This window comes from Pseudoalteromonas sp. P1-8 (genome assembly GCF_001399985.1).
Taxonomy (GTDB): domain Bacteria; phylum Pseudomonadota; class Gammaproteobacteria; order Enterobacterales; family Alteromonadaceae; genus Pseudoalteromonas.
Genome location: NZ_LJSO01000003.1, coordinates 112,940 through 128,746, shown reverse-complemented (window position 1 = coordinate 128,746; position 15,807 = coordinate 112,940). Strand labels below are relative to the sequence as shown.

The 15,807-nt window shown below is 41.7% G+C and carries 13 protein-coding genes; 3 read left to right on the top strand and 10 right to left on the bottom strand.

Going from position 1 to position 15,807, the window contains the following annotated elements:
* Window positions 1–66 precede the first annotated feature (66 nt).
* From AN213_RS05920 to rlmD, 4 genes are all read right to left on the bottom strand, one after another.
* Window positions 67–1,701, bottom strand: a complete 1,635-nt coding sequence (locus AN213_RS05920; RefSeq protein ID WP_054562242.1) for a CTP synthase — start codon at window positions 1,699–1,701, stop codon at window positions 67–69.
* 157 nt (window positions 1,702–1,858) lie between these two features.
* Window positions 1,859–2,659 carry a nucleoside triphosphate pyrophosphohydrolase gene (gene mazG / locus AN213_RS05915; RefSeq protein WP_055197913.1) on the bottom strand — a complete coding sequence of 267 codons (801 nt, stop codon included), beginning with the start codon at window positions 2,657–2,659 and terminating at the stop codon, window positions 1,859–1,861.
* Window positions 2,659–4,818, bottom strand: a complete 2,160-nt coding sequence (gene relA / locus AN213_RS05910) for a GTP diphosphokinase (RefSeq protein ID WP_055197911.1) — start codon at window positions 4,816–4,818, stop codon at window positions 2,659–2,661. Before relA ends, mazG begins: the two co-directional genes overlap by 1 nt.
* Before the next feature lie 7 nt (window positions 4,819–4,825).
* On the bottom strand, window positions 4,826–6,151 hold the full coding sequence (gene rlmD, locus AN213_RS05905) for a 23S rRNA (uracil(1939)-C(5))-methyltransferase RlmD (RefSeq protein WP_054562245.1): 1,326 nt from the start codon (window positions 6,149–6,151) through the stop codon (window positions 4,826–4,828).
* An 80-nt stretch (window positions 6,152–6,231) separates the two neighbouring features.
* Here rlmD and barA point away from each other — a divergent pair, with 80 nt between their 5' ends.
* From barA to AN213_RS05890, 3 genes are read left to right on the top strand one after another with little or no spacing between them, the layout of a single operon-like run.
* The gene (barA, locus tag AN213_RS05900) at window positions 6,232–9,000 is read left to right on the top strand and encodes a two-component sensor histidine kinase BarA (protein ID WP_054562246.1); all 2,769 of its coding nucleotides are present in this window, start codon (window positions 6,232–6,234) and stop codon (window positions 8,998–9,000) included.
* 36 nt (window positions 9,001–9,036) lie between these two features.
* On the top strand, window positions 9,037–9,513 hold the full coding sequence (locus AN213_RS05895; RefSeq protein ID WP_055197909.1) for an energy transducer TonB: 477 nt from the start codon (window positions 9,037–9,039) through the stop codon (window positions 9,511–9,513).
* Window positions 9,514–9,525: 12 nt separating this feature from the next.
* Window positions 9,526–9,852 (top strand): hypothetical protein, encoded by a 327-nt coding sequence (locus AN213_RS05890; protein ID WP_055197908.1) that lies wholly within the window; start codon window positions 9,526–9,528, stop codon window positions 9,850–9,852.
* 82 nt (window positions 9,853–9,934) lie between these two features.
* Here the strand turns inward: AN213_RS05890 and pdxJ are convergent, their stop codons facing one another.
* From pdxJ to lepA, 6 genes are read right to left on the bottom strand one after another with little or no spacing between them, the layout of a single operon-like run.
* Entirely contained in the window at window positions 9,935–10,666 is a 732-nt protein-coding gene (pdxJ, locus tag AN213_RS05885) for a pyridoxine 5'-phosphate synthase (RefSeq protein ID WP_054554340.1), read from the bottom strand.
* Between the two features lie 43 nt (window positions 10,667–10,709).
* On the bottom strand, window positions 10,710–11,396 hold the full coding sequence (gene recO / locus AN213_RS05880) for a DNA repair protein RecO (RefSeq protein ID WP_054562249.1): 687 nt from the start codon (window positions 11,394–11,396) through the stop codon (window positions 10,710–10,712).
* A gap of 17 nt (window positions 11,397–11,413) precedes the next feature.
* A complete protein-coding gene (gene era / locus AN213_RS05875; RefSeq protein ID WP_054554338.1) occupies window positions 11,414–12,346 on the bottom strand; it encodes a GTPase Era in 933 nt (310 codons plus the stop codon).
* The gene (rnc, locus tag AN213_RS05870; protein ID WP_054554337.1) at window positions 12,336–13,013 is read right to left on the bottom strand and encodes a ribonuclease III; all 678 of its coding nucleotides are present in this window, start codon (window positions 13,011–13,013) and stop codon (window positions 12,336–12,338) included. Before rnc ends, era begins: the two co-directional genes overlap by 11 nt.
* Before the next feature lie 2 nt (window positions 13,014–13,015).
* Window positions 13,016–13,951 (bottom strand): signal peptidase I, encoded by a 936-nt coding sequence (gene lepB / locus AN213_RS05865; protein WP_054562250.1) that lies wholly within the window; start codon window positions 13,949–13,951, stop codon window positions 13,016–13,018.
* Window positions 13,952–13,977: 26 nt separating this feature from the next.
* Entirely contained in the window at window positions 13,978–15,765 is a 1,788-nt protein-coding gene (lepA, locus tag AN213_RS05860; RefSeq protein ID WP_054562251.1) for a translation elongation factor 4, read from the bottom strand.
* Between the last annotated feature and the right edge of the window lie 42 nt (window positions 15,766–15,807).

Below are 15,807 nucleotides of genomic sequence, written 5' to 3'. Positions count from 1 at the left end.
AATTATCCTTAATGCCATTGGCTTATTAAAACAAATAAGCCGTGCATAAAGCACGGCCTATTTAAATTACGATGACGCTTTTTGGTGAGTGTGTGCAGCTGCAACAAACCCTTCAAACAGCGGGTGACCATCACGTGGTGTTGACGTGAATTCCGGGTGGAATTGCGCGGCAATAAACCAAGGGTGATCTTTATTCTCGATAATTTCGACTAGTTTCTTATCTTCAGATAAACCAGTGAAACTTAAGCCTGCTTTTTCAAGCTGCTCTACAAAGTGGTTATTCACTTCGTAACGGTGACGGTGACGTTCAACAATTTCGTCACTACCGTATACTTCACTTACTTTAGAACCCGGTGTTAAGTGACACTTCTGTGCACCTAAACGCATAGTACCACCTAGGTCAGATTGCTCATCACGGATTTCAACGTTACCGTCAGCATCTTGCCATTCAGTGATTAAACCAACAACTGGGTGTGCTGATTTAGCGTTAAACTCTGTTGAGTTTGCATCTTCAAGGCCTGCAACATTACGCGCATATTCAATAAGCGCTACTTGCATACCTAAACAAATGCCTAAGTAAGGAACTTTGTTTTCACGTGCATATTTAGCCGCTAAGATCTTACCTTCAACACCACGGCCTCCGAAGCCACCTGGAACTAAGATAGCGTCAAGGTGAGAAAGTAACTCAGTACCTTTGCTTTCTAAGTCTTGTGAATCAACGTATTCGATATTCACAGTTAAACGGTTTTTCAGACCTGCATGCTTTAATGCTTCGTTTACTGATTTATATGCATCTGGTAGTTCGATGTACTTACCAACCATACCAATTGTCACTTCACCTGTTGGGTTAGACTCTTGGTATAACACTTGTTCCCACTCAGATAAATCTGCTTCTGGGCACTCAAGATAGAAACGACGACATACGAAGTTATCTAATTCTTGTGACTTAAGTAACGCAGGGATCTTATAGATGCTTTCTACGTCTGGTAATGAAATAACAGCTTTTTCTTCAACGTTAGTGAAAAGTGCAATCTTCGCGCGCTCGTTATTTGGTAATTTACGATCAGAACGACAGATCAAGATATCTGGTTGGATACCAATCGAACGTAATTCTTTTACAGAATGTTGTGTTGGCTTAGTTTTAACTTCACCTGCAGGGCCTAAGAATGGCACTAGCGTTAGGTGGATAAACAATGCGCGCTCACGGCCAATTTCAGTGCCAAGCTGACGAATTGCTTCTAAGAAAGGTTGTGACTCGATGTCACCAACTGTACCGCCAATTTCAACGATTGCTACATCGCGACCTTCAGCACCGTCGTATACACGTTGCTTAATGTCGTTTGTGATGTGTGGAATAACCTGAATTGTTGCACCAAGGTACTCACCACGACGCTCACGTCGTAATACATCTTCATAAACACGACCTTGTGTGAAGTTGTTGCGGCTAGTCATCTTGGTACGGATGAAACGCTCATAGTGACCTAAGTCAAGGTCAGTCTCTGCACCGTCTTCAGTTACAAATACTTCACCGTGCTGAATTGGGCTCATAGTGCCTGGGTCAACGTTAATGTAAGGATCCAGCTTTAAAATAGTCACGTTAAGACCACGTGCTTCTAAAATAGCGGCTAATGACGCTGCTGCAATACCCTTACCCAACGAAGAAACAACCCCGCCAGTTACGAAGATAAATTTTGTACTCATGCGAACCCTAGAATATCAGGAATTAAAAGGAATAATATAGAATCAAGACGGGGCGATATTATAGCAAAGGGGCTGCTATCAATCCAGATAAAATTAGCAAATAAGTGCACAAAAAACGAGCTTGGCTACACTGTACCCAAACTGCTCTACAATGCACTTACTTGGCTTGCTTTTTAATGGCTTCCCATGCGTTGTCCATTTCTTCGAGGCTAGCCGTTTCTAGGCTCTGGCCACGCTCATCTAAGTAAGCAGCCACTTTTTCAAAGCGTGACGCGAACTTAGCATTGGCACTTCGTAATAATTGCTCAGGATCGCGCTTAATATGACGGGCAACATTCACTGTTGCAAACAGTAAATCACCAAGCTCTTCTGCACTGTGCTCTGAATAAGGGTCGTGAGCCAGCGCTTCTTTTACTTCGTCTACTTCTTCAGCAACTTTATCGAGCGCACCATGATAACTTGGCCAATCAAACCCTAAGCTTGCTACACGCTGTTGAATCTTCTTCGCTTTTGATAACCCTGGCATAGCATCAGGAATGTCTTGCCACAGGCTCATTTGTGGTGAAGCTGCTTTTTCTGCTCGCTCTTGTGCTTTAATAGCCTGCCACTGCTCAGAAAGCTCAGCGTCAGTCAGCTCACTTTGCTCTGCAAAGACATGGGGATGACGACGCACTAACTTATCATTAAGCGTATTAGCCACATCGGCAAAATCAAATAATCCTTGCTCTTTGGCAAGTTGAGCATAAAAGATGATTTGAAACAGTAAATCGCCAAGTTCACTTTTAAGCTCAGTAAGCTCACCTTTTTCAATGCAATCTGCTACTTCGTAAGCTTCTTCAAGGGTATGCGGCACTATTGACTTAAAGTCTTGTTTTAAATCCCACGGGCACCCAGACTCTGGGTCCCGTAGTTTGGCCATAATAGCAAGCGACAGCTCAATTGCCTGTTTATCACCCATTACGAATGACCACGCTTTGCATCATGTACACCTTCGATTTGATGTAACTTAGACAATAAGCGGTTGGTGCTTGATAAGTCATGTACTTCAACCTGCATTGAAAACAGCGCAAGCTGCTTATCTTCAACCGTGTTGACGTTCATGTTCAGCACATTCACTTTTTCGTTTGCAAGCACTGAGCTGATATCTCGAATAAGGCCTGAGCGATCGGTCGCTTCAACTTTAATCGTTAATGAGTAAGAGCCATTGACATCGTCTGACCAACTTACTGATATAACCCGCTCAGGATGCTTCTCGCGAAGTTTCTCAAACGAATCGCAATCTTCACGGTGAACTGCAATCCCTCGGCCTTGCGTAATGTAGCCAATAATTTCATCGCCCGGCACAGGTCGGCAGCATTTAGCAACATGGCTCATTAAGCTACCTACCCCATCAACAACAATACCGTTCTTATCGCCGGTGACACTTTTTGGTTTTTTAAACTTAATTTGTGGCTCGTCATGCTCACGGTCACTAATAAAGTTTAATAACTGGTTTAAGCGAACATCTCCAGCACCTACCGCAACCATAAGGTCGTCAAGGCCTTTAAGGTTAAAGCGCTCGATTGCTGGCGCTAGATCTTTGGTTGTTAAATCTAGTTTTTGCAGCTCAGTTTCGAGTATTTCTTTACCGGCACTTAAGTTTTTATCGCGATCAAGCTGCTTAAACCAATGATGGATTTTAGAGCGTGCTCGTGAAGACTTAATATAACCTAGCGATGGGTTTAACCAATCACGGCTTGGGTTAGGTTGCTTTTGAGTTAAAATTTCAACCTGATCGCCGGTGCTTAATTGGTGAGTAAATGGCACAATTTTGCCAAACACTTTTGCGCCAATACAGCGATGCCCTACATTTGAGTGAATGTAATAAGCAAAATCAAGTGGTGTTGCACCCAGCGGCAAATCGAAAATATCCCCTTTAGGCGTAAACACATAAACACGGTCTTCTACTACTTGGTTTTTAAGCTCTTCCGCTAGGTCACTGCCATCAACAACTTCTTCTTGCCATTGCAGTAACTTACGTAACCAGCTAATTTTTTGCTCGTAGCCTGAACCACGTCCTGGCAATGCACCTTCTTTGTACATCCAGTGCGCAGCAACACCTAGCTCAGCATCTTGGTGCATTTCGCTCGTACGAATTTGAATTTCAACGGTTTTACCTTCTGGGCCAAATACCACGGTATGAATTGACTGATAACCGTTTTGCTTAGGTGTTGCGATGTAATCATCAAATTCTTTATTTAAATGGCGCCAGTTAGTATGCACGATACCTAATGCCGCGTAACAATCTTGCAGGCGCTCTACCACTATGCGCATAGCGCGAATATCAAAAAGCTGGTCGAACTCGTAGTTCTTCTGTGCCATTTTTTTGTAGATGCTGTAGATATGTTTAGGGCGGCCATACACCTCACCTTCAATACCTGCTTCAGCCAAGCGTGCTTTTACTAAAGCAACCATGTTCTCCATGTAAGCTTCACGGGCAAGGCGCTTATCATCCAGCTGTTTGGCGATATTTTTATAGGTATCTGGGTGCAAATAACGGAACGAAAGATCTTCAAGTTCCCATTTAAGCTGACCAATCCCTAAACGGTTAGCTAGGGGAGCAAAAATGTCGCGTGTTTCTTTAGCGGCAATGACGCGCTCTTCTTCACTGGCGTCTTTAACATCACGTAGGTGGCACACTTGCTCTGCAAGTTTAATCACTACGGCGCGCACATCTTCAACCATGGCTAACAGCATACGGCGAATATTATCGATTTGTACTGTGCCTTTTCCTTGATGGGCTAAGGTGCTGATGGTAGCCATTTGGCTTACGCCTGTTAGTAATAACGCAACGTGATTACCCAGCTTTTCGGTGACTGTCTCAATTGAGATTTTTTCGGCTAAAAAATAAGGCGTTAAAAAAGCAGTGGCAAGAGAGTCTGCATCTAAATTTAGCTCAGCTAAAATCTCCACCATTTCAATGGCTGTGTTTTCACGTTTTGCATCATCGCAATGCAGGCACAGTTGGTGGGCCTGCTCTAATAAGGTATGTTTGTCTTCTGTTAGCGCTAACAGCTCGATACGGCTGGCAAAATCACTCGGCTTAGTTAGCTGATGTGACTGTCTAGTGGCTACCATGTGCGCTTTACCTCCTGTGAAATAACGCCATCGTTTCAATATGCCCGGTATGCGGGAACATATTCATAAGCCCAATTTTTTCAATGCTAAAGCCTGCTTGTAAAATAATTGCACTGTCACGGGCTAAAGTAACAGGATCACAAGAGACGTATAAAATCGTTTTAAACTGAGTAAGTGGTAACTGCTCTAAAATAGCCATTGCGCCAGTACGTGATGGATCAAGAACTAACACGTCAAGTTCGGCACTAAACCAAGCAGCTGATTGCATTGATTTTGTTAAATCAAAACAATAAAAATCGGTATTCGACAATGAGTTAGTTTGCGCATTTTGTTTTGCTAATGCAACCGCAGAATCGACCCCTTCAACACCAATAACATATTTAGCATACTTTGCAATCAATAATGAAAAGTTACCAATACCACAAAACAAATCCAATACCTGCTCATGACCTTGTAAATCAAGCCACTGTTTTGCTTGATGCAGCATAGCTTGGTTCACTTGCGGGTTAACTTGAATAAAGTTTTCAAGGCCAAACTCAAAGCGTAAATCATAAGCTGGTATCTGGTAGTACGGCATTGGATGGTCACTGTGATCAATTTCACCACTTTGTGATTGCCACACAACACGCCAGCTATATTCATCACACGCCGCTACGACTATGGCTTTTAACTCTGCATTAATAGCTTTGGTATGCCTAATAACCACAAAGGCCGCGTTATCAGCTTCACATAATTGTAAGTGACTAATACTGCTCAGACCTGAATGGCTGTTGATAAGAACATCAAAAACTGAAAAAACGTCTTTAAAAGTGCTGCTCAGCACATCACAGCTTTCAATACTCACCAATTGTTTAGAACCCTGAGCTCGATACCCTACGCGCATTTTCTTTGCGGATTTGTCATGCATTACAGCAATACGCGCAGAGCGACGATAATGGTGCTCTTCACTAAGCAAAGGTGCTTGCCAATTTAAGTCATCAGCTTTAGCAAACTTGCTAAACAGCTGACTCACCGCAGCTTGCTTCTCAACCAATTGTTGCTCTGCATTAAGGTGCTGTAGCTGACAACCACCACAAACCTGATAATGCTGACAAAAAGGAGTAACCCTATGCGCTGAGGCTGATAGTACTTTTTTACAATCAGCACTGGCAAAACGTGCCTTATCTTCAATCAATAACGCTTTTACTTCTTCACCCGGCAAAGCACCATTAACAAAACAGACTTTATTTCCCTGCTTAGCAACGCCCCGCCCTTGGTGATCCATAGCAGTGACATTGAGGGTTAGCATTTTTTGCGAAACGGATTTCTTTTTGGCTTTGAAAATCTGTGCCATCGGGCAACACCTTAATTATTGATAAAGCGGGAGTAAGTATATACTCTTAAACAACGATAATAATGATAACAACATTCTTTATGACTAAATTTGGCTTACGTGACTCAGTCTTAACCCTTACACTTATACCGACTGTGATCATAGGCTTGTTGCTGGGCGGTTATTTTACAATAAATCGTTACATTGAGCTCGATGAAATTTTGTATCAACAGGGCGTGACTATTATTGAGCCCCTCGCCATTGCTGTTGAGCAACCATTAATAAAGCGTGATAAAGCCTTATTAACTCGCTTAGTTAGTCATACACATAACAAACACTCCCCTGCTATCCAATCAATTGCTATTTTTGATGAAAACAATGAGTTAGTGATTTTTAGTAAATACCAAAGTGAATTCAAAGAAATTGTTAGCAGCAATGCAAACAGCATGGATGGCATTCAAGTACAAAATTCTGAGCACTATTTAACATTTTCTACTGCCATAATTAATCATAGCCGCCAAGACATGATTTGGAATCATCACAGCTACCAAGCATCGCTAGGTACTGTGGTGATCATGCTCAACAAACAACAAGCCATTATTGGCCAGCAACGGGCATTATTAGTCAGTGGCGTGGTGATTTTACTCGCACTCATACTTGCCACCGTATTAGCGTTTAGATTAACTCGGATGTTTATTCAGCCACTTAATAAGTTAGTACTAGCTACCGACAAACTCATTGAAGGTAAAGTAGACACCGGACTTGATCAAAAAATGTTTGGCGAGTTTGAGCTCTTACGTACTGGTTTAAATACCATTTCAGAAACTATGGTTGTACAACGTGATGAGATGCAAAAGCACATTGACCAAGCAACCTCTGATTACCGCGAAACACTTGAACAATACGAAACCCAAAATATTCAGTTAAGTATTGCTAAAAAAGACGCGCAAGATGCGAACCGAGTAAAGTCAGACTTCTTAGCTAAAATGAGTCATGAATTACGTACGCCTTTAAATGGTGTAATTGGTTTTACGCGTCAGCTTTATAAAACCCCGCTGAATAAGCATCAAAAAGATTATCTAGATACCATTGAACTGTCGGCCAATAGCTTACTTACCATTATCAGTGACATTTTAGACTTTTCGAAATTAGAAGCCGGTGCCATGGAACTTGAATCAATGCAATTCCAGCTCCGTGACAATATTAATGAAGTTATGACCTTGTTGGCACCAAGTGCCCACGAAAAGCAACTTGAGCTTTCAATATTTATCCATCCGCAAGTACCAGACAACCTAACTGGCGACCCGACCCGCTTTAAACAAATTTTAATCAACCTGTTAAGTAATGCCATTAAATTTACTGAAAAAGGCTCAATCAAGGTTGATGTTGGCTACCGCTTATTAGACGAAGAACGCGCCTCTATTTTGGTGTCTGTCACCGACACCGGTGTGGGTATCCCAATGGATAAACAAGATGCGTTATTTACACCATTTGGCCAAGCAGACTCGAGTATCACCCGTAAATTTGGTGGCACAGGTCTTGGGTTAATCATCACTAAACATATTGTTGAAGCGATGAATGGCCGCATTACCCTAAACTCAGCACCTGGTAATGGTACCTGCTTTACGTTCAATGCCGTATTCAGAACGCCAAGTAACTCAATTACCAGTGACTTACCGACTCAATCACTGATCAATAAACGTATTTTGTATCTTGAGCCTCATGAGCATACCCATCAAGCAACTTTATCTCTACTACATGAATGGCAAACTCGCGTTACCGCCTGCATGGATGAAGAAAGCTTCTTAAATGAGATCAACAAAGACTTCAGCTACGATATTTGTATTATTGGCCATACCGCTACTATTGACGATATGCAGCAACTTAAGAGTTATGTAAAAGCAGTGCGTCCTGTCACTGATTATTTATACATAATGCTTAATACTGTTTCGCATAATATGCGTGAAGCCTTTGTTGGTAGCGGCGCAGATGCTTGCTTAAGTAAACCGCTTAACCACCGTAAATTATGTGAGGTACTTGCTGCGCCTTACCGTCTTGACCACCCGGTGCATAACATTGAGCAAGGTGATGAAAAATTATTACCACTTAAAGTACTGGTTGTTGACGATAACGATGCCAACCTAAAACTAATTTGCACCTTGCTTGAAGAACAAATTGAGCTAATTGATACCGCACACAACGGCTCACAAGCTTACAGCTTAAGTAAAAGCCATAAATATGACTTGATCTTCATGGACATCCAAATGCCAATTATGGATGGTATTACCGCATGTAAACTTATTCGCGAGTCATCTCTCAATGAAGATACCCCCATCATTGCGGTTACTGCTCACGCCCTCGCAGGTGAAAAAGAGCAACTACTTAAAGATGGCTTTAAAGGCTATTTAACTAAGCCTATTGATGAAGACATGCTAAAACAAATAATTAGCGATCATAGTCCGCAAGCGCCGATTAATCGTGAACGTAGCAAAACTGCCGCAGTTGACTCTGAACCTCCATTTGAAAGTGCCCGCCTCGATTGGCAATTGGCACTACAACGCGCAGGCGGAAAAGAAGAACTAGCACTTGAAATGCTCAATATGCTGTTACTCAGCGTGCCTGAAACCTTGCGCCTACTCAATGAAGCTATAGAAAAAGAAGATTGTGAACATGTACTTAGTATAGTCCACAAGTTCCATGGCGCATGTTGTTACACCGGCGTACCAAAACTAAAATCACTTGCAGAAACACTCGAAACCGCTTTAAAAGGCGATTGCGATTTAAATTACATTGAGCCTGAATTATTTGAGCTGATTGATGAGCTGAATAACTTGTTAAGTGATGCGGGAATGGTTGAGCAACAACGATAAGAGAACACTCAATAAATTGTATAAAGGAATATATTAATGAAAAACTATTTATTGCTAGCTGGTAGTTTGTTTGTATTTGGTTGCGCATCAACCGAAGAGAAACCCGTAAAATTAGAGTATGCAGATTTAGCTGTTAGCTATAATGAAATGGAGTCAGCAAAATGGCAACAGCTTGAACGCTTTCCTGCCAGATACCCCAAAAAAGCAGTTATCCAAGCAAAAGAAGGTTGCGCAACTATTGAGTATGTCATTACGCCACAAAATGAGATTAGAGATATTCAGGTAGTTGCCTCAACTAACCCTGTATTTGCCGCTGCAGCAAAAGATGTAATCACTAATTGGCACTGGAATGAACTGGCGAAAAATATTACTGATAAAGCGGTGAAAACCCAAACTCGCTTTGATTTTTGTTTTGACACACCTGAGCAATCTTGCAAAAAGCTAAAGCCTAACTATTCATGCCCTAGTTCAGATATTATTTATTCCACGGGTACACGCGTAGTGAAGTATTAAAGGGAGCTTGCTTTGTATTTTATCTTACTTATCATCTTTAGTGCTATTTCACTCACTTGGTTTTTCCTCCGCTATAAAAAACTAAGTATTGAAGCTAATAATTACGTAAAAACCAATTACACAGAGCAGTGGCAAACATACGAAAGCCAAGCCCATTTAATGAAGGCAAAACCTAACTCAATGGTTTTTCATTCAATCAAGAAAGGTGAATTGTCGGCAATAGATGATGATGTTTTAAAAAGCTTTAAGAAAAAACATCAATATTTAGTGGCCCTACTCTGCCTTTCGCCTTGGCTATCTTCATTGCTTGCACAATTTATTGTTTATCTGAGTAAATAAATGAGTAAATAAAAACGCGGTGGATATCATATCCACCGCGCTCAGTATTCAAACTTACCAGCGTCTATAAAAGAGCGGCAGTTCAAAGTCTTGCTTCAATCATTAAACGTTTCATATCGCTGACTGCTTTTTCTAAACCATCAATCGCTGCACGGGCAATAATCGCATGACCAATGTTTAACTCATAAATTTCTGGCATTGCCGCAATAGGTTTTACATTGTGATAATGAAGACCATGGCCGGCATTAACGATTAAACCTAAGCTATCAGCATATTGTACGCCGCTACGAATACGCTCAAGCTCAGTGTGAAGCTCTTCGTCATTTTCAGCATCAGCATAAGCACCTGTGTGAATTTCAACGTATGGAGCATTACACGCTTTTGCAGCGTCAAGTTGTGCGTTGTCGGCATCAATGAATAACGAGACCTTAATTCCTGCTGCAGTTAACTTTTCTGTTGCTGCTTTTACTTTTTCAAAATTACCCACAACATCCAGACCACCCTCAGTGGTGAGCTCTTCACGCTTTTCAGGCACTAAACAAACATAAGCAGGTTTCACTTCAAGGGCGATGTCGATCATTTCATCGGTGACTGCAATTTCAAGATTCATACGTGTTTGAATCGTTTTTGCCATCACATATACGTCGCGGTCTTGAATATGACGACGGTCTTCACGCAAATGAATGGTGATACCATCTGCACCAGCATGCTCTGCAACAGCTGCAGCATGCGCAGGATCTGGGTAACTCGTGCCACGCGCTTGGCGTAAAGTGGCAATGTGATCAACGTTTACACCAAGAAGAATATCTTTCATTTTTTTACCTGTTTAAAACAACGATTCAAGGCTGAACATCAGCCTACTTAATAAATAACTCACGGCTTTTTAATGGCTTTTTACCAAGTAAAGGCTTGAGTAGGTATCGACTTAATTGCTTTGCCATATATAACACATCAGGGGCGCTAAAGTCATGAGCTGCTATGGCATTTAATTGCTTTCCTGAAAAGCCACTATGGGGGTCGTCATGCAGTAAAAAACCGTATTCAGCAAAGTACTGGTAATTTGCTGCATCGTTAATTTCATCACCTTCGGCATCAACACTAAAATCAACGCCATAACCCAGCATCTCTAACAGTTGAAACTCGTAAGAGCGCAGCACAGCTTGTAGGTTTTTAGTGCATGATAACTCGTCTAGATGCTGTTTATAAAGATGATATACACTTTCCATCGGCTCATTGATAGGTACGATACGATTGGTTAATTCGTTCATATAGAAGCCGCAATAAAGCTCGGTACCCTGCAACATAGTTTGCCGGCCATGGGGTTCAAAACGATTAATGTATTTTAAATCAGACTTGCCGCTATATTGTACGAGCAGAGATTGGAAAGGTTGTAATTGTGCTTTATGTTTAGTGGCCTGGCGACCACTAACACGGGCCAGCATTCTCAGCTGACCTACGCCTTCTACCAGCATATCGAGCATGACTTGCGAGTCGCTAAATGGACGTCGGTGCAGCAAGTATGCTGTGTAGAATTCGCTATCCATGGCGTGTAAGACTTTACTTAGTCTTCACCATAGCCAAGGCTACGTAGCGCACGCTCATCGTCAGCCCAGCCAGACTTCACTTTTACCCAAAGTTCTAAAAACACTTTGTTATCAAGCATGTCTTCAAGGTCTTTACGAGCTTCACGGCCAATCACTTTGAGCTTTTCGCCTTTATTGCCGATCACCATACGCTTTTGCGTTTCACGCTCAACGAGGATCAAACCATTAATTTGCCAAACACCATTTTCTTGCCATTTAAACTGCTCGATCTCGACGGTGACTGAATATGGTAGCTCATCACCCATAAAGCGCATCAGCTTTTCACGGATCACTTCAGCCGCCATAAAGCGCATTGAACGGTCTGTTACGTAATCTTCAGGGAAGTAAAACTCACAAAGCGGTAAACGCTTTTTCACTTCATCTTTGATTAAATCAATATTTTTACCCTGCTTTGCTGAGACCGGCATAATAGCCACAAAATCAAATTTACCACCTAAAAACTGCATGTGCGGAAGCACTAAATCACGGTCTTTAACTTGGTCAATTTTATTCATAACTAATAATACTGGACGACCGCTCTGACGTACTTTATTTAGTACCATCTCATCGTCTTCGTTCCAGTGTGTGCCTTCAACCACAAAGATGATCAGTTCTACATCGCCAATTGAGCTTGATGCGGCACGGTTCATTAAACGGTTAATAGCACGTTTTTCTTCGACGTGTAAGCCTGGTGTATCCACATAAACAGCTTGGTATTTACCTTCGGTATGAATACCCATAATACGGTGGCGTGTGGTTTGTGGCTTACGAGAAGTAATAGACACCTTTTGCTCAACAATATAGTTAAGTAAGGTTGATTTACCTACATTTGGGCGGCCAACAATGGCAACCATACCGCAGTGCGTGTCTAGCTCTGCAGGTTCTTTGCTAATTAAATCATCAAGATTCATTTTTAAGTATCTTTAAGGCTTTTTCAGCGGCTTTTTGCTCAGCTTTACGACGTGAGCTACCTACTGAGATAATGCTATCCATCCCTTCAACAATACATTCAACCGTGAATGTTTGATTGTGCGCTTGGCCTTTTGTATCAATTACAGTGTAGCCAGGTAACGATAATTTGCGCGCTTGTAAGTATTCTTGAAGTAATGTTTTTGGATCTTTTTGATTTAAGCCCGGCGAAATTGCATCAAGACGCGACTCGTACCAGCTTAAAATTAACTCACCACATTGTTCAATGTTTGAGTCTAAGAACACCGCACCAATGATCGCCTCAACGGCATCAGCAAGGGTTGATTCACGGCGAAAACCACCGCTTTTAAGCTCACCTGGACCTAAGCGTAAGTAATCGCCTAAGCCAAACTCTAGGCCAAACTCAGCCAACGTTTGACCACGAACTAGGGTCGAACGCATGCGGCTTAAATCACCTTCGCGTGCTTTTGGAAATTTAGTGTAAAGCGCATTCGCAATCACAAAGCTCAAAATCGAATCACCTAAAAACTCTAAGCGCTCGTTGTGTTGGCCTTTATGACTGCGGTGCGTCATTGCCTGCTCAAGCAAAGCTTGATCAGTAAATGTATAACCTATTTTGTTGTATAACTCTGTTACGTTTTTTTTCATCGTTACTGAATATTACCTAGGCGTTCAAAACGAACACCAGTTGGAACCCAGCCTGGTAAAAAGTCATCTGGGCCATTCTCAAATTCAAAACTCATCCATATAAAGACGGCTTTACCTACCAAGTTTTCTTTAGGTACAAAGCCCCAAAAGCGACTGTCTTGGCTATTATCACGGTTATCACCCATCATGAAATAATGATCGGCAGGAACAACCCACTCGTCTGAGCGTGTACCTGGTTGTTGATAATAACGGCCTTTCATTTCAGGAGCTTGCGGGTTAATTAAAATATTATGATTCAATGTGCTTAGGTTTTCTTCTAAGCGCACTAAATTCATCGAACCCTGCTTGAACTCGTCACTATTGAGGATTTCCATATCAATTTTGTTGTATTCATTACACAGCAAATCACCTTGCTGCGTTACACCTTCGGCACATTTTGGCTGAATATAAAGGTGCTTATTGCGATATACAATTTTATCGCCCGGTAAACCAATCGTACGTTTAATGTAATCTACGCGCTCGTCTAATGGGTATTTAAATACCACAATATCACCACGTTCAGGTTCATCAACATCAACTAACTGGCTACGCCAAATAGGATCTTTAACGCCATATGAGTACTTCTGCACTAAAATGAAGTCGCCCACTAATAGGGTTGGCATCATTGAACCAGATGGAATTTGAAACGGTTCAAAAATGAAAGAGCGAAAAATAGTGATCGCTGCAATCATCGGAAAAATTGACTTTGCCGTTTCAGTGATACTTGGCTCAGGCGCAATTAATGCAGCGGTTTCTTCGTCTAATTCGCCACCTGCTGCGTTTTGAGCAAGGGCAATGCGTTGCTGACGCTTTGGCGCAAACATAAAGTGGTCAATTAACCAAATTAATCCTGAGCCTAGCGTTAACAACACTAAGAAAATAGAAAAGTAACCCGCCATGCATTAATTCCTTTATTTACTTCTAATTATTTACCAACTTTAAGGATAGCTAAGAATGCATCTTGAGGTACTTCAACGTTACCTAGTTGCTTCATTCGCTTTTTACCTTCTTTTTGTTTTTGTAGTAGTTTCTTCTTACGGCTCACGTCACCACCGTAACATTTCGCGATTACGTTTTTACGTAATTGCTTAACTGTTGTACGGGCAATAACATGCTGACCAATCGCTGCTTGAATCGCAATATCAAACTGCTGACGTGGAATTAAGTCTTTCAGTGCTTCGGCTAACTGACGACCACGTGATTGTGCAATATCGCGGTGTACAATAATCGCTAACGCATCAACACGCTCACCATTAATTAATACGTCAACACGTACCATGTCTGAAGCTTGGAAATGCTTAAAGTTATAATCAAGCGATGCAAAACCACGGCTTGTTGATTTTAACTTATCAAAGAAGTCCATGACTACTTCAGCCATCGGTAATTCGTACGTCACCGCAACTTGCTTACCATGGTAGCTCATTTTAGTTTGCATACCACGCTTTTCAACACAAAGCGTAATGACGTTACCTAAAAACTCTTGCGGAACTAATATGTTAGCTTCAACAATTGGTTCACGGATTTCAAGAATATTATTCACCGGCGGTAAGTCAGACGGGTTATCTATCTGTTTAGTTCCGTCTTTAGTCTCTACTTCGTAGATTACTGTTGGCGCAGTGGTAATAAGGTCAATGTCGTATTCACGCTCAAGACGCTCTTGAATGATTTCCATGTGTAGCATACCTAAGAAGCCACAACGGAAACCAAAGCCTAGTGCTGTTGAGTTTTCTGGCTCGAAGAATAACGACGCATCGTTCAAGCTTAATTTATCAAGCGCATCACGGAATGACTCATAGTCATCTGATGAAATTGGGAACATACCAGCATAAACCTGCGGTTTAATGCGTTGGAAGCCTGGTAAACGCTCTGGAGCAGAATTACGTTGTAAAGTGATGGTATCACCTACAGGTGCACCATGGATTTCTTTAATACCCGCAATAACAAAGCCTACTTCACCGGTTTTTAAGATACCCGTGTTGGTTTGTTTTGGTGTGAAAATACCCACTTTATCTGCGATGTGAACTTGATCATTCGACATGATCTTAATTTTATCGCCCGCGCGCAATTCACCGTGCTTAATACGTACTAATGATACAACGCCTTGGTATGGGTCAAACCATGAGTCAATGATAAGCGCCTGTAGTGGCTCATCTTTGTCACCTTCTGGCGGCGGAATATCTTTAACAATGATTTCGAGTACTTCTTCAATACCAATACCGGTTTTAGCACTACATTGCACAGCATCAAGGGCATCGATACCAATGATGTCTTCAATTTCTTCTGCTACACGAAGTGGATCGGCTTGTGGTAAGTCGATTTTATTTAGAACTGGAATAACTTCTAAGTCCATTTCGATTGCTGTGTAGCAGTTAGCTAAAGTTTGAGCTTCAACACCTTGACCCGCATCAACAACTAAAAGTGCACCTTCACAGGCTGCAAGTGAACGTGATACTTCGTATGTGAAGTCAACGTGTCCTGGCGTGTCGATAAAGTTTAACTGATATGTTTCGCCGTCTTTAGCTTTATAATTTAGCGTTACACTTTGCGCTTTGATGGTAATACCACGCTCACGCTCAATGTCCATTGAGTCTAACACCTGCTGCTGCATTTCACGGTCTGTTAAACCACCACAAACTTGGATAAGACGGTCAGAGAGAGTCGATTTACCATGGTCAATATGGGCGATGATCGAAAAATTACGGATATGCTTCATAAACTGGATTCTAAACTTCTATATAAAATGGACTAAGTGTAT

Bases quoted from the DNA above. Each gene is read 5' to 3' on its own strand.
- AN213_RS05920 (WP_054562242.1), bottom strand. From the start codon at position 1,701: ATGAGTACAAAATTTATCTTCGTAACTGGCGGGGTTGTTTCTTCGTTG.
- mazG (WP_055197913.1), bottom strand. From the start codon at position 2,659: ATGGGTGATAAACAGGCAATTGAGCTGTCGCTTGCTATTATGGCCAAA.
- relA (WP_055197911.1), bottom strand. From the start codon at position 4,818: ATGGTAGCCACTAGACAGTCACATCAGCTAACTAAGCCGAGTGATTTT.
- rlmD (WP_054562245.1), bottom strand. From the start codon at position 6,151: ATGGCACAGATTTTCAAAGCCAAAAAGAAATCCGTTTCGCAAAAAATG.
- barA (WP_054562246.1), top strand. From the start codon at position 6,232: ATGACTAAATTTGGCTTACGTGACTCAGTCTTAACCCTTACACTTATA.
- AN213_RS05895 (WP_055197909.1), top strand. From the start codon at position 9,037: ATGAAAAACTATTTATTGCTAGCTGGTAGTTTGTTTGTATTTGGTTGC.
- pdxJ (WP_054554340.1), bottom strand. From the start codon at position 10,666: ATGAAAGATATTCTTCTTGGTGTAAACGTTGATCACATTGCCACTTTA.
- recO (WP_054562249.1), bottom strand. From the start codon at position 11,396: ATGGATAGCGAATTCTACACAGCATACTTGCTGCACCGACGTCCATTT.
- era (WP_054554338.1), bottom strand. From the start codon at position 12,346: ATGAATCTTGATGATTTAATTAGCAAAGAACCTGCAGAGCTAGACACG.
- rnc (WP_054554337.1), bottom strand. From the start codon at position 13,013: ATGAAAAAAAACGTAACAGAGTTATACAACAAAATAGGTTATACATTT.
- lepB (WP_054562250.1), bottom strand. From the start codon at position 13,951: ATGGCGGGTTACTTTTCTATTTTCTTAGTGTTGTTAACGCTAGGCTCA.
- lepA (WP_054562251.1), bottom strand. From the start codon at position 15,765: ATGAAGCATATCCGTAATTTTTCGATCATCGCCCATATTGACCATGGT.